Raw genomic sequence first — 22,047 nt, forward strand, 5'->3', positions numbered from 1 at the left:
GGCATAGACTTAACCAATGCCTAACTCAGGAACGAAGCAATCATTTAATGACCAGGCGATTGAAAGTATTCATAGGGACGGTGGCGGGCTGCGCAATCCTGGTGCTGGCGTTGTGGCAAACCTTGCCGCGCTGGCTGCCGGGGGTGTTATCGCATTGGTTGCCGGCGGGGAGCCGCCTGGAATTGCAGGGCAAATTGCACTGGCGCCAGGGCGGCCTGGCGTTGGCGGGGGCGCGTTTCACTGCGCAAGATTGCCTGTTGGCCAACGTCGGGCCGACGCGGCTGGCTTACCGCCAGGGCCGCTGGCAGCTGTCGAGCGATAAGGTCAGCATCGATAGCGCCTGTTTGTCAAAACTGCCGAGCGGCGACGCCAACAGTGCGCCGCTGGCGCTCGATCAGCTGCAGCAACAGCTGCCGCCGCTGGATCTCACCATTAATGACCTGACGCTCATTCCCTGGCAGCGCTATGCCGGCAAGCTGCAGCTCTCCTCCGGCCCCGACGGGCAAGGTCTGCATTATCGGGGCCCGAATCTCAGCGCCGAGGCGCAGCTGGATGAAAAACAACAGCTGACGTTGCACAGCCTGACCGTGGTTCCGCCCAACAGCGCACAACCGCTGCACCTCGCCGGCAAGATAACCATCCCGTTGGATCTGGCCAGCCTGCCGACGCAGGGCGCGTTGCAGGGGGAAATGCAGACCGCCTATCTGGAAAAACCGGTATTGCTGGACATGCGCTGGCAACAGCAGCAGGGCGTATTGACGGTGAGCGAGAAAGGCGACGATCGCCCGCTGGCGGTGTTGCCGTGGGAAGTCTCGCCGCAGCGGGTCAGCATCAAGCAGGGCGAGTGGCGTTGGCCGTACAGCGAGCAGCCGTTGAACGGCGGGCTCAGCATCGCGCTGCACGATTGGAGCAAAGGGCTGGATGAAACGGAGATCAGCGCGCGGCTGAACGTGATCACTGCGGGTCACAACGGCAAGGGCAATGCGGTGCTCACCCTCGGGCCGGGCAAGGTGGGGTTGACCGACAGCGATCTGCGCTTCCAACTGACCGGCCAGGCCAATCTGGCCGACTTTTCCACTACCGCGTCGATCCCGGGAGTGATCGGTGGCAGCATTCTCAACCCGACGCTGGTGCTGCAGCCCGGTTCGCTGCTGCGCCTGTGGGGCAAGGTGACGCCGGAAATGACGCTGGAAGAGGCGCGTTTACCGCTGGCGGGCGTGAAGGTGACCGCCGCCGGCATCACCGGCCGCCTGCAGGCGATTTTGAGCGCCAGCGACAGTTACTGGGGCCGCTTCAAGCTGCACCTGGACGGCCAGGCACAGGATTTCTGGCCGGACAAGGGCAACTGGCAATGGCGTTACTGGGGCAATGGCCGCTTGCCGCCGCTGCAGGCCGCCTGGGACGTCGCCGGCAGCGGCCGTTGGCGCGACAGTGAGTTGGTGCTCGATAAACTCTCCACCGGCTTCGATAAGTTGAAGTACGGTCTGGTGACGGTCGCCGCGCCGCGCCTGAGCCTCAATCAACCGCTGCGCTGGCGGCGTGATGAACAAAGTCCGCAGTTCAACGGCGAGTTGCAGCTGGCGGCGGATAAGGTCAGCTTCAGCGACGGCGGCTATCTGCCGGCGCCGGTGCTGGCGCTGCAGGTGAACGGCCGTTCGCCGGACAGTTTCCAGCTGCAGGGCAAGCTGCAGGCGCAACAGATTGGGCCGATCGCGCTGCGCGGCCGTTGGGACGGCGAACGTCTGCGCGGCGAAGGCTGGTGGCCGAAACAGTCGCTGAAGGTCTTCCAACCGCTGCTGGCGCCGGATCTCAATCTCACGCTGCGCGACGGCGAGTTTTACGCGCAGTCGGCGTTTTCCGCCGCTCGCGAACAGGGGTTCGAGGCCGGTGGCCACTGGGTGGTGAAAAACGGCGGCATGTGGCTGAAAGACGGGGAAATGAGCGGCCTGGATTTCATCCTGTCGTACCGGTTCAAGCAGCATCACTGGCAATTGGGAGCTAAACAGCCGGTATCGCTGCGCATCAAGTCTTTCACCAACCTGTTCGAGATGCAGAATATTTCCGCCGATCTGCAGGGCACCTATCCTTATAGCGAAAGGCAGCCGCTGACCTTGAGCAACGTCGGCGTGGACATGCTCAACGGGCATATCAGCCTGTCGGCGCTGCGGTTGCCGCAGCATGACGCCGCGGTGCTGAAGCTGGACAAGGTCGATCTCAGCGCGTTGTTCACCGCCCTGAAACCGAAGCAGTTCGCCATGTCCGGCCGGGTCGACGGCGAACTGCCGCTGTTCCTGAATCACCCGAAATGGCTGGTGCAAAACGGCTGGATCGCCAACGCCGGCACCCTGACGCTGCGGCTGGACAAAGACATGGCCGACGCCATCGGCAGCAATAACCTGGCGACCGGCGCGGCGATCGACTGGCTGCGCTACATGGAAATCAACCGTTCGCACGCCCGGGTCGATCTCGATAACCTGGGCGAGCTGACGCTGAGCGCGCGCATCGACGGTATCAACCCGCAGAAAAGCGCCAAACGCGAGGTGATCCTGAACTATCGCCATCAGGAAAACGTGTTTCAGCTGTGGCGCAGTTTGCGCTTCGGCGACAATTTACAGGAGTGGCTGGAGCAGGCCCTCTCACAACCTGGGGAGCAACAATGAAAATCATGAGTGTGTCGGCGCTGGCAGCGGTGCTGTGCGTTTCGCTGCTGAGCGGCTGCGTGCCGCGCATCGAGGTGGCGACGCCGAAGGATCCGATCACCATCAATATGAACGTCAAGATCGAGCATGAGATTCATATCAAGGTGGATAAGGACGTCGAAAACCTGCTGAAAACCCAAAGCGGTCTGTTCTAGGAGCCGACATGAAAAAACGTTATGTGTGGCTGGCCGGCGCCGCCTGGCTGTTCAGCAGCGTGGCGATGGCGCTGACGCTGGATGAGGCGAAGCAGCAAGGGCGGGTGGGCGAAACCCTGAGCGGCTATATTGCGCCGGTGAAACAGGATGCGGAAACGCTGGCGCTGGTGAAGCGCATCAACGCCGGCCGCGCCGAGAAGTATCAGGAAGTGGCGGACGGCAACCATATCGCCGTCGACGAAGTGGCGCGCATGGCGGGGCAGAAGCTGGTGACGCGTGCGCAGAGCGGCGAGTATGTGCGCGGCATCAACGGACAATGGTTGAAGAAATAAAAAAAGCGCGCCGTCTGGCGCGCTAAATGATACGGATAGATGATTATTATGAGGGTAGTGCAGGTTTGACAGGACTTGCCTTTTGTCCGGCAGGGGCACGGCGCCCCTGCGCAGGGTCTTAGGCAGCAACCACCTGAGACAGGGCCGCTTTGGCGTCTTCCTGGGCTTTGGTGGCCACTTCCGGGCCGTAGGCGATGCCTTCCGCGAAGACGAACTCCACGTCGGTAATGCCGATGAAGCCCAGGAACAGACGCAGGTAAGGTTCTACCAGGTCGGTTGGGGTGCCTTTATGGATGCCGCCGCGGCTGGTCAGGATCACGGCGCGTTTGTTTTTCACCAGGCCTTCCGGACCGTTTTCGGTGTAGCGGAAGGTCACGCCGGCGCGGGCAACCAGATCGAAATAGTTTTTCAGCTGGGTCGGGATGTTGAAGTTGTACATCGGTGCGGCAATCACGATGACGTCATTGGCCTGCAGCTCGGCGATCAGCTCGTCCGACAGCGCCAGCGCTTCTTGTTGACGCGGGGTCAACGGCGCATCGGAAGGACGCAGCGCGCCAACCAGTTCGCCGTCCAGCACCGGGATTGGCTGTGCGGCCAGATCGCGTACGGTGATGGTGTCGCCGCTGTGGGCGTTGCTCCATTGCTCTACGAAGAAATCGGCCAGTTGGTTAGACTGAGAGTAGGTCGCCAGGATGCTTGATTTCAGAACCAATACGTTGCTCATCGATAATTCCTTACGTTGTGACAGTGACATCAGGACTCAGCGTCCCTTGCATGAAGTACATGCTATTCACATTCCTCCAACAGTGATAGCGCAATATTTCGAGATCTTCGTTCGATTTTATTGAATGACATGCCGAGGTTTTGCTCGCGGAAGTAGGGCGAAAAAGCCGTTTGTGATAGGCTGTGCGGCTAAAGCAAAAAAATCGCTAAAAAAACATTAAACCGTTGCTAAGCCTGGTCTTGGCGGCGAAGAAACAAGGAACACCGAACGTGAAATCTCCGCTCGAGGCACTGCCGGCCCAACTGGGCGAGCTGATGCTCCGCGATCAACAACGCCTGCGTCGTCGCCTGCAGGGCGCACGAAAAATCAAAAATCCCGATGCCCAGCTGGCGGTTGCCGCCGAAGTGGAAAGCGACATCGCGGCGGCGCGGCAAAAAGTGCTGGCGCGCGCCGCGTCTTGCCCGCGCATTACCTATCCGGAAAGCCTGCCGGTCAGTCAGAAAAAGCAGGACATTTTAAACGCTGTCCGCGATCACCAGGTGGTGATCGTCGCCGGGGAGACCGGCTCGGGGAAAACCACCCAGTTGCCGAAGATCTGTCTGGAGCTGGGGCGTGGGGTGAAAGGGCTGATCGGCCACACCCAGCCGCGCCGCCTGGCGGCGCGCACCGTCGCCAACCGCATCGCCGACGAGCTGGAAACCCCGCTCGGCGGCAGCGTCGGTTACAAGGTGCGCTTCAACGATCAGGTCGGGGAAAACACCCTGGTCAAGCTGATGACCGACGGCATCTTGCTGGCGGAAATTCAGCAGGATCGCCTGCTGATGCAGTACGACACGCTGATCATCGATGAAGCGCACGAGCGCAGCCTCAACATCGACTTTATTCTCGGCTACCTGCGCGAACTGTTGCCTAAGCGCCCGGATCTCAAGGTGATCATCACCTCGGCGACCATCGATCCCCAGCGCTTCTCGCGCCATTTCAACAATGCGCCGATCATCGAGGTTTCCGGCCGCACTTACCCGGTGGAGGTGCGTTACCGCCCGGTGATCGACGACGGCGACGACACCGACCGAGACCAGCTGCAGGCGATTTTCGATGCGGTGGACGAGCTTGGGCGCGAAGGGCCGGGCGACATTCTGATCTTCATGAGCGGCGAGCGCGAGATCCGCGACACCGCCGACGCTCTGAACCGCCTCAATTTGCCGCACACCGAAGTGCTGCCGCTGTATGCGCGCCTGTCGAACAGCGAGCAGAACCGGGTGTTCCAGTCGCACCACGGTCGCCGCATCGTGCTGGCCACCAACGTGGCGGAAACCTCGCTGACGGTGCCGGGCATCAAGTATGTCATCGATCCGGGCACCGCGCGCATCAGCCGCTACAGCTTCCGCACCAAGGTGCAGCGCCTGCCGATCGAGCCGGTGTCGCAGGCTTCCGCCAACCAGCGTAAAGGGCGTTGCGGCCGCGTATCGGAAGGGGTGTGCATTCGCTTGTATTCCGAACAGGACTTCCTGTCGCGGCCGGCGTTTACCGATCCGGAGATCCTGCGCACCAACCTGGCGTCGGTCATTCTGCAGATGACCTCGCTGGGGCTGGGCGACATCGCCGCGTTTCCGTTCGTCGAAGCGCCGGATAAACGCAACATTCAGGATGGCGTGCGCCTGCTGGAAGAACTGGGGGCGATCGCCACCGCCGACAACGGCCACTATCAGCTGACGCCGCAGGGCCGTCAGCTGGCGCAGTTGCCGATTGACCCGCGTCTGGCGCGCATGGTGCTGGAAGCGCAGAAGAGCGGCAGCGTGCGCGAGGTGATGATCATCACCGCCGCGCTGTCGATTCAGGATCCGCGTGAGCGCCCGATGGACAAGCAGCAGGCCTCGGACGAAAAACACCGCCGCTTCGCCGACAAAGACTCCGATTTCCTGGCGTTCGTCAACCTGTGGGATTATCTGCAGGAGCAGCAAAAGGCGAACTCTTCCAGCCAGTTCCGCCGGCTGTGCCGCAACGATTTCCTCAACTACCTGCGGGTGCGCGAGTGGCAGGATATCTATACCCAGCTGCGCCAGGTGGTGAAAGAGCTGGGGCTGCCGATCAACAGCACGCCTTCCGACTACCGCAGCGTGCACACCGCGCTGCTGACCGGCTTGCTGTCGCACATTGGCCAGAAGGATGCGGACAAGCAGGAATACACCGGCGCGCGCAATGCCCGCTTCTCAATCTTCCCCGGCTCCGGCCTGTTCAAGAAGCCGCCGAAGTGGACCATGGTGGCCGAACTGGTGGAAACCAGCCGCCTGTGGGGGCGCATCGCCGCGCGCATCGAACCGGAATGGATCGAGCCGCTGGCTCAGCATCTGGTGAAACACAGCTACAGCGAGCCGCACTGGTCGAAGTCGCAAGGGGCGGTGATGGCCAGCGAAAAGGTCACGCTGTTCGGTTTGCCGATCGTCGCGGCGCGCCAGGTCAATTACGGCGCCATCGATCCATTGTTGTGCCGTGAGCTGTTTATTCGCCATGCGCTGGTGGAGGGGGACTGGCAGACGCGCCACGCCTTCTTCCGCGACAACCAGAAGCTGCGCGCCGAAGTGGAAGAGCTGGAGCATAAATCGCGCCGCCGCGACATTCTAGTGGACGACGAAACGCTGTTCGGCTTCTACGATCGCCGCATCCCCAACGACGTGGTTTCCGGCCGTCATTTCGACAGCTGGTGGAAGAATGCCGCCAAGCAGCAGCCGGATCTGCTGAACTTCGAAAAAGAGATGCTGATCAAAGACGGCGCCAACAAGATCAGCGCGCTGGACTACCCGAACTTCTGGCATCAGGGCAATCTCAAGCTGCGGCTGAGCTACCAGTTTGAACCGGGCACCGACGCCGACGGCGTGACGGTGCACATCCCGCTGCCGATCCTCAATCAGGTGGAGGAGCAGGGCTTCGAGTGGCAGATCCCCGGTATTCGCCGTGAGCTGGTGATCGCGCTGATCAAGTCGCTGCCGAAACCGGTGCGTCGCAACTTTGTGCCGGCGCCGAACTACGCCGAAGCGTTCCTCGGCCGCGTAACGGCGCTGGAGTTGCCGCTGCTGGACGCGCTGGAGCGTGAACTGCGGCGCATGACTGGCGTGACCGTGTCACGTGATGATTGGCAGTGGGATCAGGTGCCCGATCACCTGAAGATGACTTTCCGCGTGGTGGGCGAGAAAAACCAGACGCTGCGCGAAGGCAAAGACCTGGCCGCGTTGCGCCTGCAGCTGAAAGAGAAGGTGCAGGAGACGCTGTCGGCGGTGGCCGACGATGGGCTGGAGCAGAGCAATCTGCATGTCTGGAGCTTTGGTCAACTGCCTACCTTTTACGAGCAGAAGCGCGGCGGCTATTCGATGAAGGCTTACCCGGCGCTGGTAGATGAAAAGGACAGCGTGGCGATCCGCTTGTTCGACAGCGAAATCGAGCAGCAACAGGCGATGTGGCAGGGCACACGCCGCCTGCTGTTGCTGAATATTCCTTCGCCGATCAAATATCTGCATGAAAAGCTGCCGAACAAGGCCAAACTGGGGCTCTATTTCAACCCGTACGGCAAGGTGCTGGAGCTGATCGACGATTGCATTTCGTGCGGCATCGACAAGCTGATCGCCGAACACGGCGGCCCGGTCTGGCAAGAGGAAGGCTTTGCGCGCCTGCAGGAGCAGATCCGCGCCGAGTTGAACGACACGGTGGTCGAGGTGGCCAAACAGGTTGAGCAGATCCTGACGGCGGTCTTCAACATCAACAAACGGCTGAAGGGGCGGGTGGACATGTCGTTGGCGCTGGCGCTGTCGGATATCAAGACCCAGCTCAGCGGCCTGGTCTACCGCGGTTTTGTCACCGGCAACGGATGGAAACGCCTGCCGGACACGCTGCGCTACCTGCAGGCGATCGAGCGGCGGTTGGAAAAACTGGCTATCGATCCGCACCGGGATCGCGCGCAGATGCTGCGGGTGGAGCAGGTACAGCAGGCGTGGCAGCAGTGGTTGAACAAGCTGCCGCCGAAGCGACAGCAGGAGGAAGAGGTGAAGGCGGTGCGCTGGATGATCGAAGAGCTGCGCGTCAGCCTGTTCGCGCAGCAGTTGGGCACGCCTTACCCGATCTCCGACAAGCGCATTTTGCAAACTATCGAGCAGCTTTCGGGTTAAGCTCGGGCGCACCGGCCGGCAAGCGGCCGGCGCACCACAGGCTCAACAGGCCGCACAGCAGCAGCGTGGCGGCCAAATCCTGCCCGCGCGCCGCAATCGTCAGCCCCAGGCCGATCAACAGATAGTACAGCAGCCCGAATAACGCGCCGGCGGTGCCGAGTTGCTGCCGGTAGCGGCTCAGCGCCTGGCTCAGCACATTCGGGATAGCCAACCCGAACGCCAGCATCACCAGCGCACAGGGAAGCAGCATCCACAGGCTGTGTTGCCACCCGAACAATGCCACACCGCTGGCCACCGCCAGCAAACCGCCCAGCAGGATCTGACGTTTGGCGCTGACGCCGCGCGCCAGCAGGTGACGGTTCAACAGCGCCCCCGCCAGGCTGCCGAGCGCCAGCATCACACCCGAGTAGCCAAACTGTTGGCTGTTCAACCCCAGCCTTTCGAACATGAACGGCGCCAGGCTGAAGTAGCTGAACACCATAATATTGAAGCTGGCGACCAGCAGCGCCGAACACCAGATGTGCCGATCGCGCAACATCGTCGCCAGGGTAATGCCCGGCGCGGCGGCCGTTGCGGTTTGCCACGGCCGCGTTTCCGGCAATGTGCCGTAACTCCACAGCAGCAGCACCAGCGCCCAGGCCGCCTGCGCGGTGAAAATCGCCGCGCTGCCGCCCCTGGCGACCAGCGCGCCGCCGGCAAACATTCCCAGCAGCGGGCTGATGGAGAGCGCGATGCCGACCAGCGCGAACATGCGCCCCAGCGCCGGGCCTTGATAGACATCACGCAGCATGGTTTGCGTGACGATTGAGCCGACCGCGGCGCCGAAGGCGATCAGCGCACGGGCGGCCAGCAACAGCGTGAAACTGCCGCTCAGCAGGGCGAGGCCGGCGCCGACCAGATAGAGCGCCAGGCCGGCCAGCATCGCCGGACGGCGGCCGAACCGATCGCAGAAGGCTCCCCAAAAGGCGACGCCGAGGGCGAAGGCGATGAAATAGATGGATAACGTCTGCCCGGCCTGCGCGGCGCTGATGCCGAAGTCGCTGCGGATGGCGGTGAGCGCCGGGCTGTACAGCGTTTCCAGGATCTGCGGCGTCATGATGGCGGTGACGAGCAGCGGTAAAGATAAGCGTTGCATGATGCAGGGTCTCCCTAAATGTTAAGGCGTCAGTATAGGGAGTCGCATTTTGTTCGATTACAATCATCCGGACAAAAACAACAGGTATAGGACAATCTGATGGCGCTGATTCAACAGCATCACCCGTTCGACCCGGATCGGCTGCCGGCACCGGCTCTCGGCATCGCGGCGGAACTGGTGGAGCACGACTCCGGGCTGCATTGGCATCAGCGTTCGCAGCTGCTGTATGCGCCGCAGGGATGCATGACGGTCACGTTGGCGCAGCAGTGGCTGATTCTGCCGCCGACGCGCAGCGTCTGGATACCGGGCGGCATTGCGCATCGGGTGCAGTTGCGTGGCCGCGTCGCGTATCGCTCGCTGTATTTCGATCCGGCGCTGACGGCCGCCATGCCGCCACAGGCAGCGGTGCTGGCGGTAAACCCGCTGTTGGCGGCGATCGTTGAGCGCATCGCGCACTGGCCGCTGGACTATGCGTTGGCGCAGCCCCAGGCGCGCGATTTGCTGGCGGTGCTGATCAATGAGTTGGGCGAGGCGCAGCGCGAGAATACCCAGTTGCGGCTGCCGCAGGATAAGCGTCTTGCCGCCTGGCTGGCGACGCTGCCGGAGAGCGACGAGTTGCCGGCGTTGGCGGCGTTGGCGCAGCGTTTGCATCTGCACGCCAAAACGCTGACGCGGCTGTTTCAGCGGGAAACCGGCCTGAGCTATCAGCAGTGGTGCCAGCAGTGGCGGCTGATGCGCGCGATCGAACTGCTGGCGTCGTTGCCGTCGGTCAGCGCGGTGGCACAGCGGTTGGGATTTTCCAGCGACAGCGCGTTTATCGCTTTTTTCCGCCAGTTCACCGGCACCACGCCGCGGCGCTATATGCAAGGGGGCTGAAAAAGCACAACGGCGCATAATGCGCCGTTGTGAGAGGGTTAGTTGCCCGCCGCCAGGGCGTCCAGCGCTTCGCGGATGCCGGGCACCGCCAGGGCGCGGTTATCGGCGCGATAGCGATCTTTCGCCGCCGGCGCCGAGCTTTGGATGGCGATCAGCTGCCAGCCGTCGGCGGTTTTCAACAGCAGCGGTGAGCCGCTGTCGCCGGGCAGGGTATCACACTGGTGCGACAGTACGCCTTGCTGGGCCCAGCCGGTGACCTTGCAGTTTTGGTGGCTGTAGAGGTCATCAAGATGATCCTCCGGGTAACCCGCCTGAGTGATCAGCCGTTTGGCCTGTTTCAGGGCCTGGGTCAGCGCCTTGCTGTCGCCTTGCCACAGCGGCAACGGTGCGATCGGCAGCGGCTTTTTGTCTTTCAGCCGGATCAGCGCAAAATCATAAGCGGCCGCAGCGGGCGGGACGATCCAGCCATCGCCGTCCGGCTTCAGCTTTTTGCCCAGCTTGCTGTCGACCAGGGTCTCGATATTGCCGGTTTGATACTGCCAGGATTTATCGCCTGCCACAAAGCGCAGAGCGATGGCTTTATCCAGTTGCCCGGGCGGCGCCAGCACGCAGTGGCCGGCGGTCAGCGCCAGGTGCGGGGAGATCAGCGTGGCGGTACACAGATTGCCGCTGGCGGTTTCGACCTGGCCGATGGCTTGCCACGGCTGGGCGGCGGTATCCGTGACCTTGATTCGTTCATCTTTGCCGAAAAACAGACGCGTTTGCTCGGCCTTGGACGGGCCGTCGGCGCGTGCCGCCTGAGCAGCGATGAGCGGGAGTGAGCACAGCAACAGTAAAACGGATATGCGCATAGATCTCTTGCCTGACAAATACGGATCATCCATAAACACACTGAATGCTAACTATAGACTGATTTAGCAGCCATGTGGATGAGCAATAACTGATTTTTCAATAATTTCCCGCCGCGAGGCGACAGGCTACAGATAAAAAAAGACGGCGATCAGTCCACAAAGGATCAGGGCGGTCAGAACGATCTCGAACAGGTAGCGGCGCAGCATCAATGAGAACCCCCCGATGAAAAAACACCCGGCGAACCGGGTGTCGTACACGTCAAGCCTGAAGCGGTGAGGGGACCCTCACGTCATTACGCTTTTTTGTGGCTGGTTTTCTTGTGGTGCTTTTTAGCCGCCTGGGCTTTTTGCGCCGGGGCTTTCTTCACGGCTTTTTTGTGATGCTTCTTGGCCGCCTGCGCTTTCTGTACCGGCGCTTTCTTGCCGTGGTGTTTCACCTGAGCTTTAGCCGGCGCAGCGGTGGCGGTGGTTGCGGTAGCCGCAGGTGCGGTGGTGGCAGCCTCGGCAGCGAAAGCCACGGAAGACAGACCCATTGCAGCGGCAACAACCAGAGCTAATACTTTTTTCATCGTAGAATCCTCAACATGACTTTTGGGTATCAACCCCACTGCGGGGCCGTTGAAATGATAGTAGGCAAATGGCGCCCGGCTTTCCGTGAGTGATTGGTTTCGGCATGTAACCTAATGTACAGGGCGACGGCGGCGGGGGGATTGCTGCTATAATGACCGCCAGGCGCGATAAAAGGGATTGAAAATGAACGAGATAGTGATTCGTTGTGGCGTAACCGAACAGGGCGAGGTGCCGCTGGCCTATGAGGACTGGGGCGATGAGGCGCATCCGCCGCTGCTGCTCATCATGGGCATCGGCGCGCAGCTGTTGCTGTGGCCTGACGACTTCTGCCGCGCCCTGGTGGCTCAGGGGTTTCGGGTGATCCGTTATGACAACCGCGACGTCGGCCTTTCCGGCAAAACGCAGGCGCAACGCACGCAGCCGTTGTGGCTGCTGATGCTGCGCGCCCAGCTCGGTTGGCAAACGCCGGTGCCTTATACCCTGGCGGACATGGCGACGGACGCGGCGCATCTGCTCGATCATTTACGCATCCCGCAGGCTCACGTACTGGGCGCTTCGATGGGGGGGATGATCGCCCAGGTGTTGGCCGCCGAATACCCGCAGCGCGTCGCCTCGTTATGCATCTTGTTCTCCAGCACCAATCAGCCGCTGTTGCCACCGCCGGCGCCTTCGCTGCTGTGGCTGTTGGTGCGCCGGCCGGCGGCCGATTTGACGCTGCAGCAGCGCCACGAGGGAATGAAGGCCTTCCTGCGCGCGCTCGGTACCCGGTTTTATCCGCCGGAGGAGGCGGAGCTGGATGCATTGGTGAATCGGTTGTTGAAGCGGGGCGTGGATCCCGAAGGCGTGCAGCGGCAACTTTCCGCGTTGCTCGGCAGCGGCGATCTGCGTCGCTACAGCCGGCGCATAGCCGCGCCGACGCTGGTCATTCACGGCGATCGCGATCGGCTGGTACGCAAGGCGGGTGGGGTGGCGATCGCCCGCGCGGTCGTCAACGCCAAATTGCATATTATGCCAGGCATGGGGCATGACCTGCCGGCCTCGTTGAGGCCGCAGCTGGCGGCGATGATCGCCCGTCATGCACTGGGATGAGAGGCCGGAATGCCGGCGTTTTTTGCTACTTTAGTTACAACATACTAATGGTGGGTGGCCACCCGCCACTCTGTAGCCAAGGCGATGTCGGCACAGAACGTGCGTTATGAGGCATTATCCGGTCTTGCAGGCGGGAAAAGGGCGCGGCAGGGCCGCGCCAGGGGAGATTACAGGTAGCGGTTTTCCAAATGCTGACGGAAATAGCGTGGGTTGAGCGCTTCGCCGGTTGCGTTGGCGATCAGCGTCTCGGTCGGGAAACGGCTGCCGTGGCGCCAGATGTTGTGCTGCAGCCAGTGGAACAGCGGCTGCAGGTTGCCGGCGGCGATATCTTCGTTCAGCGAAGGCAGGGCCTGACGCACGCTGTGGAACAGCTGCGCGGCGTACATCGCGCCGAGGGTGTAAGTCGGGAAGTAGCCGAAGGCACCGTCGGTCCAGTGAATATCCTGCATGCAGCCGTTGCGGTAGTTGCCGATGGTGTCGAGGCCGAGGTAAGCACTCATCTTCTCATTCCACAGCGCCGGAATGTCTTCCACTTCGATATCGCCTTCGATCAGCGCTTTTTCAATTTCGTAGCGCAGGATGACGTGAGCAGGATAGCTCACTTCGTCGGCGTCGACGCGGATCAGGCCCGGTTTAACGCGCTGGTTGAGGCGAATGAAGTTGGCCTCTTCCAGCGCCGGCTGTTCGCCAAACTGCGCGGTGACTAACGGACGCAAGATTTTCAGGAATTCATTGCCGCGCGCCAGCTGCATTTCGAACAGCAGGCTCTGCGATTCGTGGATAGCGGTAGAACGGGCCAGGGCGACCGGCTGGCCAAGCAGATCGCGCGGCAGGTTTTGCTCGTAGCGGGCGTGGCCGGTCTCGTGCACGATGCCGAGCAGCGCGGTCAGAAACTCTTTCTCGTTGTAACGCGTAGTGATGCGTACATCTTCCGGCACGCCGCCGCAGAACGGGTGGGCGCTGACGTCGACACGGCCATTGTCGAAGTTGAAACCGAGCAGTTTCATCACGCTCAGGCTCAGCTGACGCTGGGTGTCCACATTGAACGGGCCTTGTGGCGCCTGGCAGGGCTCATTAGCTTGTTTGGCCACCACGCGCTGTAGCAGATCCGGTAGCCAGGTTTTCAGATCGCCGAAGATGTGGTCGAGATCGCTGCTGCGCATGCCCGGCTCATACAGGTTGAGCAGAGCATCGTAACGGCTTGTGCCGGCCGCCTGCGCGCGGATCTGCGCCTCTTCCCGGCTGAGCTTGACCACCTCGCGCAGGTTGTCGGCGAAGCCGTCCCAATCGTTGGCCGGGCGCTGGGCGCGCCAGGCGTGTTCGCAGCGCGCACCCGCGAGCGACTTGGCCTCGACCAGCGACGCCGGCAGCAGCACGGCGTCTTCATATTGGCGGCGCATCTCGCGCAGGTTGGCGCGGTCGAGTTCGTCCAGCGTCTCTTGCTGCGCGCGATCCAACAGCGCGCCGGTGCTTTGTGCCGTTAAAATCTGGTGCTGCAGCACGCTCAGCTCGGCCAGCGCTTCGGAGCGCGCCTTGCTGCCGCCCGGTGGCATCATGGTTTGCATGTCCCAACCGGCGATGGCGGACAGGTGGCCGAAACGCGACAACCGGCTGAACAGGGCGCGCAGGTGATCGTAAGCAGACGTGTTGGAATGTGCAGATGTCATTATTATTCGGCTCCAATGAGAAGGTCTGGCGGCATTATGCCAGATCGGCTTTTAAACTGAATGTCGGCTTTACCGGCCAGCAGAAACGGAAACTGGCACCGCCGAGCGAACTGCCTTCGACGAACACCTGCCCCTGGTAGGCGACGGCGATGGAATGGACGATGGCCAGTCCCAACCCGCAGCCGCCGGTAGCGCGATCGCGGCTGGGGTCGAGACGGACGAAAGGTTCAAACACCCGTTCACGCTCTTCCGGCGGAATACCCGGCCCGTCATCCTCGACCTGCAAGCAGGCGAGGTCGCCGTCAAACCACAGGCCGACGCGCAGACGCTGTTCGGAATAGCGCAGCGCGTTGTTGACCAGGTTGTCGAGCACGCGCTCCATCAGGCGCAGATCGACGCCGCCGAAGTCGCCGACGTGTGGGACATCGAGCTGGATGTCACGTTCCTGATGAATAAGACGGATATCATCGACCTTGTCCTCAAGCCATTTTGGCAGATCGATGGGTTCAATGTTTAGCGCAACCTGCGGCCGATCCAGGCGGGCATAGGTCAGCAGCTCGTCGATCAGCGACTCCAGTTGGCCGATATCGCGGTTCAGCGCCTGCTGCTCGCCTTCGGACAGGTTATCGCTCATCTCGAGCCGATAGCGCAGGCGCACAAGCGGCGTGCGCAGCTCGTGGGCGATGCCGTCGATCAGCTGTTTCTTGCTGGCGATCAGGGTGTTGACGTTGTCGGCCATCTGGTTGAACGCCACGCCGAGCCGGCTCAGGCTGGAGGTGGGATCGAAGTGGGTGCGCTCATCCAGATGCCCGGCGCCGAGCCGCTGGGCGGCGTTTTCCAATTTGAGCAGGTCTTGCCAGTGCGGCCGCATCCACAGAAACACCGGCAGCGCCAGCGACATGCCGATAAATACCAGCAATACCAGATCCAGCAGGCGCATCTGGTGCAGGTAGAACAGATAAGGAATGGGGCCGACCACTAACACGTAGTGGCTGCGCGGAATGCGCTGCATAAAGGTGTACTGATCGTCGAGGGCGATGATTTCCCCCAGCCGCAGCCGTTTTTTCAGATCCTCGCTCAGCGCCTGTTTGCCGAGCGGTTCGATATGCAGTTTGAACGACAGATTGAGATCCAGCGTGGCGATGGTCTTGTTCCAGTCCTTCAACGGGATTTCGCGCAGCTCGCTGCGCATCAGGTACAGCGAACTTTTCATCAGATCGTCCATCGACTGGCGGCCGGCGCGCTCGGCGGTCACCTTGTACACCAGGCCAACCAGCATCGCCATCACCAGAAAACAGACGAACAGCAACAGGAAGAACTGGACGAAAAGTTTTCTCATTGTTGCACCGATGCCCAGGCGTTAGGGGCGAACAGATAGCCTTTATTGCGCACGGTCTTGATGCGGAACGGTTCCAGCGCGTTATCGTACAGCTTGCGGCGCAGGCGAGAGATCGCCACGTCGATGCTGCGATCCATGCCGTCATAGCTTACGCCGCGCAGGTTTTGCAGCAACGCCTCACGATCCATGATCTGCCCGGCGTGGGTCGCCAATTCCCACAACAAATCGAAATCCGAGGTGGACAGGGTGATCGTTTCTTCGCCCAGCGTGACCTGCCGGTTGACCGGATCGATGCACAACAGCCCGAAATGCAGCGCGTTGTGCTGGGTGAGCGGCTGAACCGACTCTTCTTTCGGCTGCTGGCTGTGTTGGCGCAGGTGCAAACGCAGGCGGGCCAGCAACACCGCCGGCGGCGTGGTTTTCAGGATATAGTCGTTGGCGCCCATCTCCAGCGACAGAATATGGTTCATGTCGCTGTCGAGCGAGGTGAGCAGCACGATCGGGCCGGGGAAGGTAGGGCGCAGATCGCGGCACAGCGTCATGCCGTCTTTGCCGGGCAGCATGATGTCCAGCAGCACCAAATCGGGTTGCTCGCGCTCAATGCGCGCCTGCGCGCTGTCGCCGCGCGGTTCGATCAGCACCTCGATGTCGTGTTTGCCCAGATAGGCGGCGATCAGCTTGCCGACTTCAGGATCGTCTTCCACAAAAACAATTTTATGCATATGCCCGTGTTTTAATAAGAAAAGCGGATTTCAGCATAGCGCGGCCTACAGCGATGCGCCATGCGGATCTTTGCCTCAGCGCAGCGGCCGCCCGCCGTCGACGCCGTGGGTGCGGCCGGTCACGTAACGGCTCTCCAGCAGGTAGTTCACCAGATTGACCACTTCGCTCTCGCCCGGCGCGACCTTCATCAGCGATTTCGCCAGCGCTTGTTGGCGGTAGGCTTCATCGTCGCCCGGATTGAAGATGATCAGCGCCGGCGCGATGGCGTTGACCTTCACCTCCGGCGCCAGCTTGCGGGCGAACGATCGGGTCATATTGTCCAGCGCGGCCTTGCTGGCGGCGTAGGCGATATGTTTGTCGCTGCCTTTTTCCACCACGTAGTCGGTCAGATGGATAATGTCAGCGCCCGCCTGGCCCTGGCCGGTCAGGCAAGATTCGAGCAGTTGGTTGAGCAAATAGGGCGTATAGACGTGAATTTGCAGCATCGCCGCCATCACTTGCTCCGGCGGCACTTCCGCCGACTCGGCCTGCCAGGCGCTGGCGTTGTGGATCACCGCGCGCAATTTGGGCGCCACCTGTCGCACCTGGTCGGCGAAACGGTAGATACCTTCGTGCGTGGAAAAATCGCCTTGAATGCAACTGGCGCCCAAGGCTTTCAACTCGGTCATCGCCGGATATTCGCTGCGATAGGCGATGATGACCGGAACGCCGCGCTGGAGAAACGCTCTGGCGAGCGCCAGCCCGATGCGCCGCGCGCCGCCGGTAATCAGCACCGGTGCAGAGTTGGGGTGTTCCATTGATTAAAGCTCCTGGACAGACTGGCAAACAATAGGGGAATTATGCCATCATACGGCGGAAAGTCGTTAAAGCTTCGCATGATTATCCATTTCTGGATGTAAGATCCCCAATGCGTTTCAGGTTGCCGCCCGGCGGCGGCTTGAAAGACCACGGGTTAACACTGGCCATGAGAGGAATGAGGGGATGAACAGCAATCACCTTGCATCCATCGCGCGCAGTGAGAAAATCTGTTTCGACTATATGGATTTTCTGTCCGCATCGTGCAGGAAGCACTGGCGCTTTGTTGATGCTATTTATGGTGTGATGCCGATCTTCGGCATGGTGTTGAAATCGCGCGTGACCACGTCACAAACGCGCAAAGAGCAGTTGAAAGAGCTGGCGCTGCAAGTGGTGTCGACACAGGTCAGCGATGAAACCAATATCGTGCGCCTGATTGACCTGGCGCAGCAGCAGGGCCTGACGGTGTTTGATATTCAGTTGCCCTATGCGCTGGAAGCGCAACAGCTGGCGGCCATTCAAAAAGAGTGCGAGGAAGGCATTGCGATCGCCCTGGTGGGTGAGCGCATGACCATCACCATTCCCCCTAAAAGCTGACCGGGTGTACCGACCAGGCCGCCCGTTCATGGTTAGGCAATTGACTTACCGCGATGGCCTAACCATGAACGTGATGTCTCACGCCGCATGACGGCCGGTGTCTAGAGCTGGGTCCCGGCATTCGGGCCGGAGCGCAGGGTATAAATACTGTCTATATGAATTAACACCGCGTACTTCGGCGGCTTCATCCCATTTTTTTCCGCAAACGTCAACGCATCGTCAAACGGCTTGCCCGCCAGAAACAGTTCGGGCGTGCCAACGAAGCGGTAACCGTCCAGCGCCTCGCGATCGATGATCACCACGGCCATTTTCGAGCCGGCCTTGATGTTTTTCAGCGTTTGGCCACCGGTATTTTCGTTGTAAATCAGCGTACGGTCATCATAGAGGCGCAAAGAGCGCTTGGGGCCGATATCGGGAACGCCGTTCGGGCTGCTGGTCGCCTGCACAGGCAGCTGTTTAGCCAGCATCTTCTTCATCTCGTCATTCAATTCATTCATTACAGATGACCCTCAGATTGGTGTGTCACTTTTAATGCAAGGTAGCGGAAGCGTTGGCCGCCGGCGCGCAGACGCTGGTTTCCGGCAGCCGGTGTTCGCGCAGCAAGTGCAGAGTTTCAATCCTGAAACGCAGCAGGTGCCGTTCGGCGATCTGCTGCATCTGTTCGCACAGCGACGTATCGTCCAACAGTTGCTCGATAGCGACTCGGGCCTGATGAACATGCAGCTCGACGCCGCGAAGAGGCTTCTGCCGCAGGCGCAGATGGGTAATGTTGTTGAACGTGACGATCAGCGCGGCAAGGGCAGACTCGAAAATATTCAGCGCTTCAAATCTGGCGGTATATTCCGCATTCAGCCAGGGCTTCTCGGCGATGATCGCCTGAGCCCCCTCCAGCGCCTGTTGATAGCGCGCCATCGCCAGGCGATCGCGCCGCTGATTGAATGCCGTGTTGCCCTCAGCGATCAGCGCCTCCCAGGCGGTAAACAAAGGTAATGCGTGCAGCAGTTTCTCAGCCATGAAATGCCTTCCATTTTCAGCCTGTCTTCATCCGCCGCCTGACGCCTCTCGCCAGGGGCACTCGCGTCTTACCATTGACCAATAAATGATAATGATAATTAATTGCATTTGAGATCGCAAGCGTGGCGCATGGCTGACTGTACAAAGGGGGGAAACGCGGTAGCAGGGGAAAAAGAGGAAGCAAAATGCGGCTGACGGGCAGCCGCATTGACGGGGCACTTTAGTGCAGCATAAACCAGCCGGCGGGCAGCGTGGCCACCAGCAGCAGTAAGATGCTGCCTTTTTCCAGGCGATTCAGCAGATTGATATCCTGATGGCCGCGGCGGGCGTACATGAACACCAACAGGCCCGGCGCATACAGCAGCACCGACATCAGCAAGTGCATCAGCCCGGAAGCGTACAGCAGCCACAGGCCATAGACGCAGGCGCCGGTGGCGGCGAAGATCAGGCGTTTGTCGCGGCGGCGGTAAGCCACCTTGAACAGAAACGCGCCGACCAGGAAGTAAGGCACCAGGATCATCTCTGACGCGATGGTCAACAGCGAGTTGTAGTTGCTGCCGGTCAGCCAAATCAGCACCAGCGCCAGTTGCACCGCGATGTTGGTCAGCCACAGCGAAGAGGACGGGGCGTGATGGCGGTTCTGCTTGCCGAACACGCGCGGAAACGCGCCGTGCTGCGCGGCCAGCAGCGGCACTTCCGCCGCCATGATGGTCCAGCTCAGGTAGGCGCCGCACACGGAAACGATCAGGCCGGCGGCAATGAGCACGTCTCCCCACGGGCCGATCAGTTCTACCATCAGCACCGCCATCGACGGATTGCGCATCTCTGCCAGTTCGCTGCGCGGCACCACGCCCAGCGACAGCAGCGTGACCATCAGATACACCGCCAGCGCCGACAGCACCGCCAGCATAGTGGCGCGGCCCACGTCTTTCTTATTGCGGGCGCGGGCGGAAACCACCACCGCGCCCTCCACGCCGATAAACACCCATAGGGTGATCAGCATGGTGTCCTTGACCTGTTCCCACACCGGTTTGCCGAGGTCGATGCCGTTGAAATCCAGTGTGAACACGTCCATTTTAAAGACGATCGCCGCCAGAACGGCGAACATCCCCAGCGGCAACAGCTTGGCGAGGGTGGCCGCCAGATTGATGCTGGCGGCGGTTTGCACGCCGCGCAGCACCAGCGCGTGCACGATCCACAGCAGGGCGGATTCGGCGATCAGCGCCTGCCAGGTATTGCCGTCACCGAGGATAACGTTGCCACCGCGATCGGTAAAAATGCTCAGCGCCGCGAACACGATCACCAGATACGAGACGTTGGCGATCACGGCGCACAGCCAGTAACCCCAGGCGGAGCAGAAGCCCACCAGTTCGCCGAATCCTTCTTTGGCGTAGGTGAAGATGCCGCCGTCCAGATCCGGACGCAAACGCGTAAGCAACAGCATGGCGAATGCCAAAAACAGAATGCCGACGCCGGTGATCCCCCAACCCAGCAACAGCGCGGCGGGGCTGGCGACCTGCGCCATGTTTTGCGGCAGACTGAACACGCCGGCGCCCAGCATCGAGCTGAGCACCAAAGCGGTTAGCGCGGTAAGACCGAGTTTTTTTTCAATGACGGATCCTGAACGCAGAATAAACAACTGGAAGGGAACTGCTTGGCGGCAACAATGTATTAACAACCACTGCGCGAATAGACAATAGCCCTAAAAATTGGCGCAAATTCTACGGAGGGATGATTAGAGATGCAATGATTGAATATGCGGAATTTACAAAAAACTATTCAACACGCGATGGAAAAAGCGGCAATAAAAACGGGCAGCTCAAGGGCTGCCCGATGGTAAACCTAAAAACGGATTTTATTTGAACAGATCGGCGCTGACGGTCAGGTTGCCGCCGCTCTTGTTCTGCCACTGGCGGGTGACGTGGTAGTACTTGGCGCCTTTCTCGGCCGCGCGTTTCGCCACTTCGGTGGAGACATCGGTCATGCTGTTGAAGTGGCCGGTGAAGGTGACGGAATCGAACGGCACCATCTGCGCGGCGGTCACGTTGTTCACTTCCTGGATCTTGGTGCCGTTAGGCAGCGTGACGGTATAGCGTTGGCCGGTAGAGGACTGGGTTTCGAAGAAACGGCCCACTTCGCGGCTTGGCGAACCGGAAGACGCGACGCCAGGAATTTCGACTTTCGCGGCTGCTGCGCCGCCGGCGGCCAGGGCGGCGCGGCCGGCGTCAGAATCGGCTGGAATGGCGTCCGGGCTCTGCACGCGGCGTTTCGGCGCATCGGCCTTATAGATGTAGGCGGTGACGAACTGGTTGCCGCCGGAGTTGGCGTCAACCTGGCGCACGATGAAGAACGAAGCGGCGCCTTTTTTCTTCGCTTCTTTGGAGATGGCGTCGTTGATGTCCGGCTGGCTGCGGTAGAAGCCGCTGGCGCTCACGGTATCGTAAGGCTCCAGCAGGTAGGCTTCCTCTTTAGGCAGTTCGTTCACGCCGTTAAATACGCGGTATTTTGGTGTTTTGCTCACTTCTGGCGCATCTTTATGATAAAGGTCTGCGGTGACGCGCCAGTTGCCGCCGTTGTTGCTGTTGTTGCTGTCCTGGATATAGAAGGAATCGGCACCCAGTTTGTCTGCACGGCGGGATACGGCGTCGACGGCTTCATTGATGGCATTGAAGCGGCCGGTAATCGTGATGCGATCAAACGGCTTCAGCGCCGCTGCTTTCTCAGGAGTTAACTCTTGCGCCGCATGAGCAGACAGCGCGGTGAGTGATAACAAGGCTGACGCGATGATCGTGGTCTTCAGCTTCATAAAAAATCCTTTCGCCTAGCGCATTAACGTTTATAACGTACTGAACTGTTTAAGTGTAATTCAGCCGTCGATTATTACATGTAATTCTGAAAACTGTCTCAGCATTTTATGTTATCCCGTGCGACAAATCGCCGATGGCGACGCGGGGCGCACGGATGGCACCGCCGTCATAAGTTTCCATAATAACGGCTTTGGTGTCATTAATGTTAATTATTCACAAAATGATAACTTTTATGCTTTTACGCCGCGCGCGGCCATAAATCGTTACGCCGGGCGTAAACCTCTTGTCACGCAGAATGTGCTGTTCTGTATGGATTTTTTCACTGTAAATTGCGATTTGTCATATCGCGCGCGGCGTTTTTATGTAAAAACAGGGATGAATGCGTAAGCAATTATGGATCATCGACCTTATTTTCAGTAGGTTATAGTTGGCGCCTGAAATCAGTGCGGGCAAGTTAACGCAACGCTCGCCGACGGCGCCATGCTATGGGCAGGAAAATAATAAACATCATCCAAGA

Annotated in this window: 20 protein-coding genes; 8 read left to right on the forward strand and 12 right to left on the reverse strand. The window is 60.4% G+C overall.

Annotated features, from left to right (window positions below):
• Nucleotides 1–47: 47 nt before the first annotated feature.
• The 3 genes from L085_RS15685 to L085_RS15695 are packed head-to-tail and all read left to right on the forward strand — an operon-like array spanning nt 48 to nt 3,186.
• Nucleotides 48–2,660 (forward strand): YdbH family protein, encoded by a 2,613-nt coding sequence (locus L085_RS15685; RefSeq protein ID WP_044031146.1) that lies wholly within the window; start codon nt 48–50, stop codon nt 2,658–2,660.
• Nucleotides 2,657–2,854: a YnbE family lipoprotein gene (locus L085_RS15690; protein WP_004930472.1), complete on the forward strand. Its 198-nt coding sequence runs from the start codon at nt 2,657–2,659 to the stop codon at nt 2,852–2,854. Before L085_RS15685 ends, L085_RS15690 begins: the two co-directional genes overlap by 4 nt.
• A gap of 8 nt (nt 2,855–2,862) precedes the next feature.
• The gene (locus L085_RS15695) at nt 2,863–3,186 is read left to right on the forward strand and encodes a YdbL family protein (protein ID WP_015377995.1); all 324 of its coding nucleotides are present in this window, start codon (nt 2,863–2,865) and stop codon (nt 3,184–3,186) included.
• A gap of 118 nt (nt 3,187–3,304) precedes the next feature.
• On the opposite strand, the gene azoR is transcribed toward L085_RS15695, so the two are convergent.
• Nucleotides 3,305–3,910 (reverse strand): FMN-dependent NADH-azoreductase, encoded by a 606-nt coding sequence (gene azoR, locus L085_RS15700; protein WP_015377994.1) that lies wholly within the window; start codon nt 3,908–3,910, stop codon nt 3,305–3,307.
• A gap of 269 nt (nt 3,911–4,179) precedes the next feature.
• Between azoR and hrpA the strand changes: the two genes are divergently transcribed.
• Complete coding sequence (gene hrpA / locus L085_RS15705; RefSeq protein ID WP_071841639.1) at nt 4,180–8,067, forward strand: ATP-dependent RNA helicase HrpA; 3,888 nt, start codon at nt 4,180–4,182, stop codon at nt 8,065–8,067.
• Here the strand turns inward: hrpA and L085_RS15710 are convergent.
• Nucleotides 8,045–9,202 carry an MFS transporter gene (locus tag L085_RS15710; protein ID WP_044031147.1) on the reverse strand — a complete coding sequence of 386 codons (1,158 nt, stop codon included), beginning with the start codon at nt 9,200–9,202 and terminating at the stop codon, nt 8,045–8,047. The genes hrpA and L085_RS15710 overlap by 23 nt on opposite strands.
• A 99-nt stretch (nt 9,203–9,301) precedes the next feature.
• On the opposite strand from L085_RS15710, the gene L085_RS15715 reads away from it, so the two are divergent.
• Nucleotides 9,302–10,078 carry a helix-turn-helix transcriptional regulator gene (locus L085_RS15715; protein ID WP_015377991.1) on the forward strand — a complete coding sequence of 259 codons (777 nt, stop codon included), beginning with the start codon at nt 9,302–9,304 and terminating at the stop codon, nt 10,076–10,078.
• A gap of 38 nt (nt 10,079–10,116) precedes the next feature.
• Here the strand turns inward: L085_RS15715 and L085_RS15720 are convergent, their stop codons facing one another.
• Entirely contained in the window at nt 10,117–10,929 is an 813-nt protein-coding gene (locus L085_RS15720; RefSeq protein ID WP_044031148.1) for a serine protease, read from the reverse strand.
• Nucleotides 10,930–11,222: 293 nt separating this feature from the next.
• Nucleotides 11,223–11,498 (reverse strand): acid resistance repetitive basic protein Asr, encoded by a 276-nt coding sequence (asr, locus tag L085_RS15725; protein WP_004930450.1) that lies wholly within the window; start codon nt 11,496–11,498, stop codon nt 11,223–11,225.
• Between the two features lie 184 nt (nt 11,499–11,682).
• On the opposite strand from asr, the gene L085_RS15730 reads away from it, so the two are divergent.
• Nucleotides 11,683–12,588, forward strand: coding sequence for an alpha/beta fold hydrolase (locus L085_RS15730; protein ID WP_004930448.1), 906 nt, complete (start codon nt 11,683–11,685; stop codon nt 12,586–12,588).
• 167 nt (nt 12,589–12,755) lie between these two features.
• Here L085_RS15730 and L085_RS15735 read toward each other — a convergent pair whose 3' ends face one another.
• The 4 genes from L085_RS15735 to folM form a co-directional block, all read right to left on the reverse strand.
• Nucleotides 12,756–14,255 carry a carboxypeptidase M32 gene (locus L085_RS15735; RefSeq protein ID WP_044031149.1) on the reverse strand — a complete coding sequence of 500 codons (1,500 nt, stop codon included), beginning with the start codon at nt 14,253–14,255 and terminating at the stop codon, nt 12,756–12,758.
• A gap of 34 nt (nt 14,256–14,289) precedes the next feature.
• Nucleotides 14,290–15,594, reverse strand: a complete 1,305-nt coding sequence (gene rstB / locus L085_RS15740; protein ID WP_044031150.1) for a two-component system sensor histidine kinase RstB — start codon at nt 15,592–15,594, stop codon at nt 14,290–14,292.
• Nucleotides 15,591–16,316, reverse strand: a complete 726-nt coding sequence (rstA, locus tag L085_RS15745; protein WP_004938307.1) for a two-component system response regulator RstA — start codon at nt 16,314–16,316, stop codon at nt 15,591–15,593. The genes rstB and rstA overlap by 4 nt, the downstream gene beginning before the upstream one ends.
• Before the next feature lie 75 nt (nt 16,317–16,391).
• Nucleotides 16,392–17,114, reverse strand: a complete 723-nt coding sequence (gene folM / locus L085_RS15750) for a dihydromonapterin reductase (RefSeq protein WP_016927586.1) — start codon at nt 17,112–17,114, stop codon at nt 16,392–16,394.
• A gap of 184 nt (nt 17,115–17,298) precedes the next feature.
• Between folM and L085_RS15755 the strand changes: the two genes are divergently transcribed.
• The gene (locus tag L085_RS15755; protein WP_004938301.1) at nt 17,299–17,709 is read left to right on the forward strand and encodes a hypothetical protein; all 411 of its coding nucleotides are present in this window, start codon (nt 17,299–17,301) and stop codon (nt 17,707–17,709) included.
• Between the two features lie 101 nt (nt 17,710–17,810).
• On the opposite strand, the gene L085_RS15760 is transcribed toward L085_RS15755, so the two are convergent.
• From L085_RS15760 to ydgH, 4 genes are all read right to left on the reverse strand, one after another.
• Nucleotides 17,811–18,206, reverse strand: a complete 396-nt coding sequence (locus tag L085_RS15760; RefSeq protein ID WP_004938299.1) for a pyridoxamine 5'-phosphate oxidase family protein — start codon at nt 18,204–18,206, stop codon at nt 17,811–17,813.
• A gap of 31 nt (nt 18,207–18,237) precedes the next feature.
• Nucleotides 18,238–18,723: a hypothetical protein gene (locus tag L085_RS15765; protein ID WP_044031151.1), complete on the reverse strand. Its 486-nt coding sequence runs from the start codon at nt 18,721–18,723 to the stop codon at nt 18,238–18,240.
• A gap of 220 nt (nt 18,724–18,943) precedes the next feature.
• On the reverse strand, nt 18,944–20,335 hold the full coding sequence (locus L085_RS15770; protein ID WP_044032061.1) for an amino acid permease: 1,392 nt from the start codon (nt 20,333–20,335) through the stop codon (nt 18,944–18,946).
• Nucleotides 20,336–20,578: 243 nt separating this feature from the next.
• On the reverse strand, nt 20,579–21,529 hold the full coding sequence (ydgH, locus tag L085_RS15775; RefSeq protein ID WP_044031152.1) for a DUF1471 family protein YdgH: 951 nt from the start codon (nt 21,527–21,529) through the stop codon (nt 20,579–20,581).
• A 118-nt stretch (nt 21,530–21,647) separates the two neighbouring features.
• On the opposite strand from ydgH, the gene L085_RS25405 reads away from it, so the two are divergent.
• On the forward strand, nt 21,648–21,917 hold the full coding sequence (locus L085_RS25405; protein ID WP_144240700.1) for a hypothetical protein: 270 nt from the start codon (nt 21,648–21,650) through the stop codon (nt 21,915–21,917).
• The last annotated feature ends 130 nt before the right edge of the window (nt 21,918–22,047 follow it).

This window comes from Serratia sp. FS14 (genome assembly GCF_000695995.1).
Taxonomy (GTDB): domain Bacteria; phylum Pseudomonadota; class Gammaproteobacteria; order Enterobacterales; family Enterobacteriaceae; genus Serratia; species Serratia nematodiphila.

What these genes read in the sequence shown, in the direction of transcription:
- L085_RS15710 (WP_044031147.1), bottom strand. Translation starts at nt 9,202, where the DNA reads ATGCAACGCTTATCTTTACCGCTGCTCGTCACCGCCATCATGACGCCG.
- folM (WP_016927586.1), bottom strand. Translation starts at nt 17,114, where the DNA reads ATGGAACACCCCAACTCTGCACCGGTGCTGATTACCGGCGGCGCGCGG.
- L085_RS15685 (WP_044031146.1), top strand. Translation starts at nt 48, where the DNA reads ATGACCAGGCGATTGAAAGTATTCATAGGGACGGTGGCGGGCTGCGCA.
- L085_RS15695 (WP_015377995.1), top strand. Translation starts at nt 2,863, where the DNA reads ATGAAAAAACGTTATGTGTGGCTGGCCGGCGCCGCCTGGCTGTTCAGC.
- L085_RS15730 (WP_004930448.1), top strand. Translation starts at nt 11,683, where the DNA reads ATGAACGAGATAGTGATTCGTTGTGGCGTAACCGAACAGGGCGAGGTG.
- asr (WP_004930450.1), bottom strand. Translation starts at nt 11,498, where the DNA reads ATGAAAAAAGTATTAGCTCTGGTTGTTGCCGCTGCAATGGGTCTGTCT.
- L085_RS15760 (WP_004938299.1), bottom strand. Translation starts at nt 18,206, where the DNA reads ATGAATGAATTGAATGACGAGATGAAGAAGATGCTGGCTAAACAGCTG.
- L085_RS15735 (WP_044031149.1), bottom strand. Translation starts at nt 14,255, where the DNA reads ATGACATCTGCACATTCCAACACGTCTGCTTACGATCACCTGCGCGCC.
- rstB (WP_044031150.1), bottom strand. Translation starts at nt 15,594, where the DNA reads ATGAGAAAACTTTTCGTCCAGTTCTTCCTGTTGCTGTTCGTCTGTTTT.
- L085_RS15765 (WP_044031151.1), bottom strand. Translation starts at nt 18,723, where the DNA reads ATGGCTGAGAAACTGCTGCACGCATTACCTTTGTTTACCGCCTGGGAG.
- L085_RS15690 (WP_004930472.1), top strand. Translation starts at nt 2,657, where the DNA reads ATGAAAATCATGAGTGTGTCGGCGCTGGCAGCGGTGCTGTGCGTTTCG.
- L085_RS15720 (WP_044031148.1), bottom strand. Translation starts at nt 10,929, where the DNA reads ATGCGCATATCCGTTTTACTGTTGCTGTGCTCACTCCCGCTCATCGCT.
- rstA (WP_004938307.1), bottom strand. Translation starts at nt 16,316, where the DNA reads ATGCATAAAATTGTTTTTGTGGAAGACGATCCTGAAGTCGGCAAGCTG.
- L085_RS15715 (WP_015377991.1), top strand. Translation starts at nt 9,302, where the DNA reads ATGGCGCTGATTCAACAGCATCACCCGTTCGACCCGGATCGGCTGCCG.
- L085_RS15755 (WP_004938301.1), top strand. Translation starts at nt 17,299, where the DNA reads ATGAACAGCAATCACCTTGCATCCATCGCGCGCAGTGAGAAAATCTGT.
- ydgH (WP_044031152.1), bottom strand. Translation starts at nt 21,529, where the DNA reads ATGAAGCTGAAGACCACGATCATCGCGTCAGCCTTGTTATCACTCACC.
- azoR (WP_015377994.1), bottom strand. Translation starts at nt 3,910, where the DNA reads ATGAGCAACGTATTGGTTCTGAAATCAAGCATCCTGGCGACCTACTCT.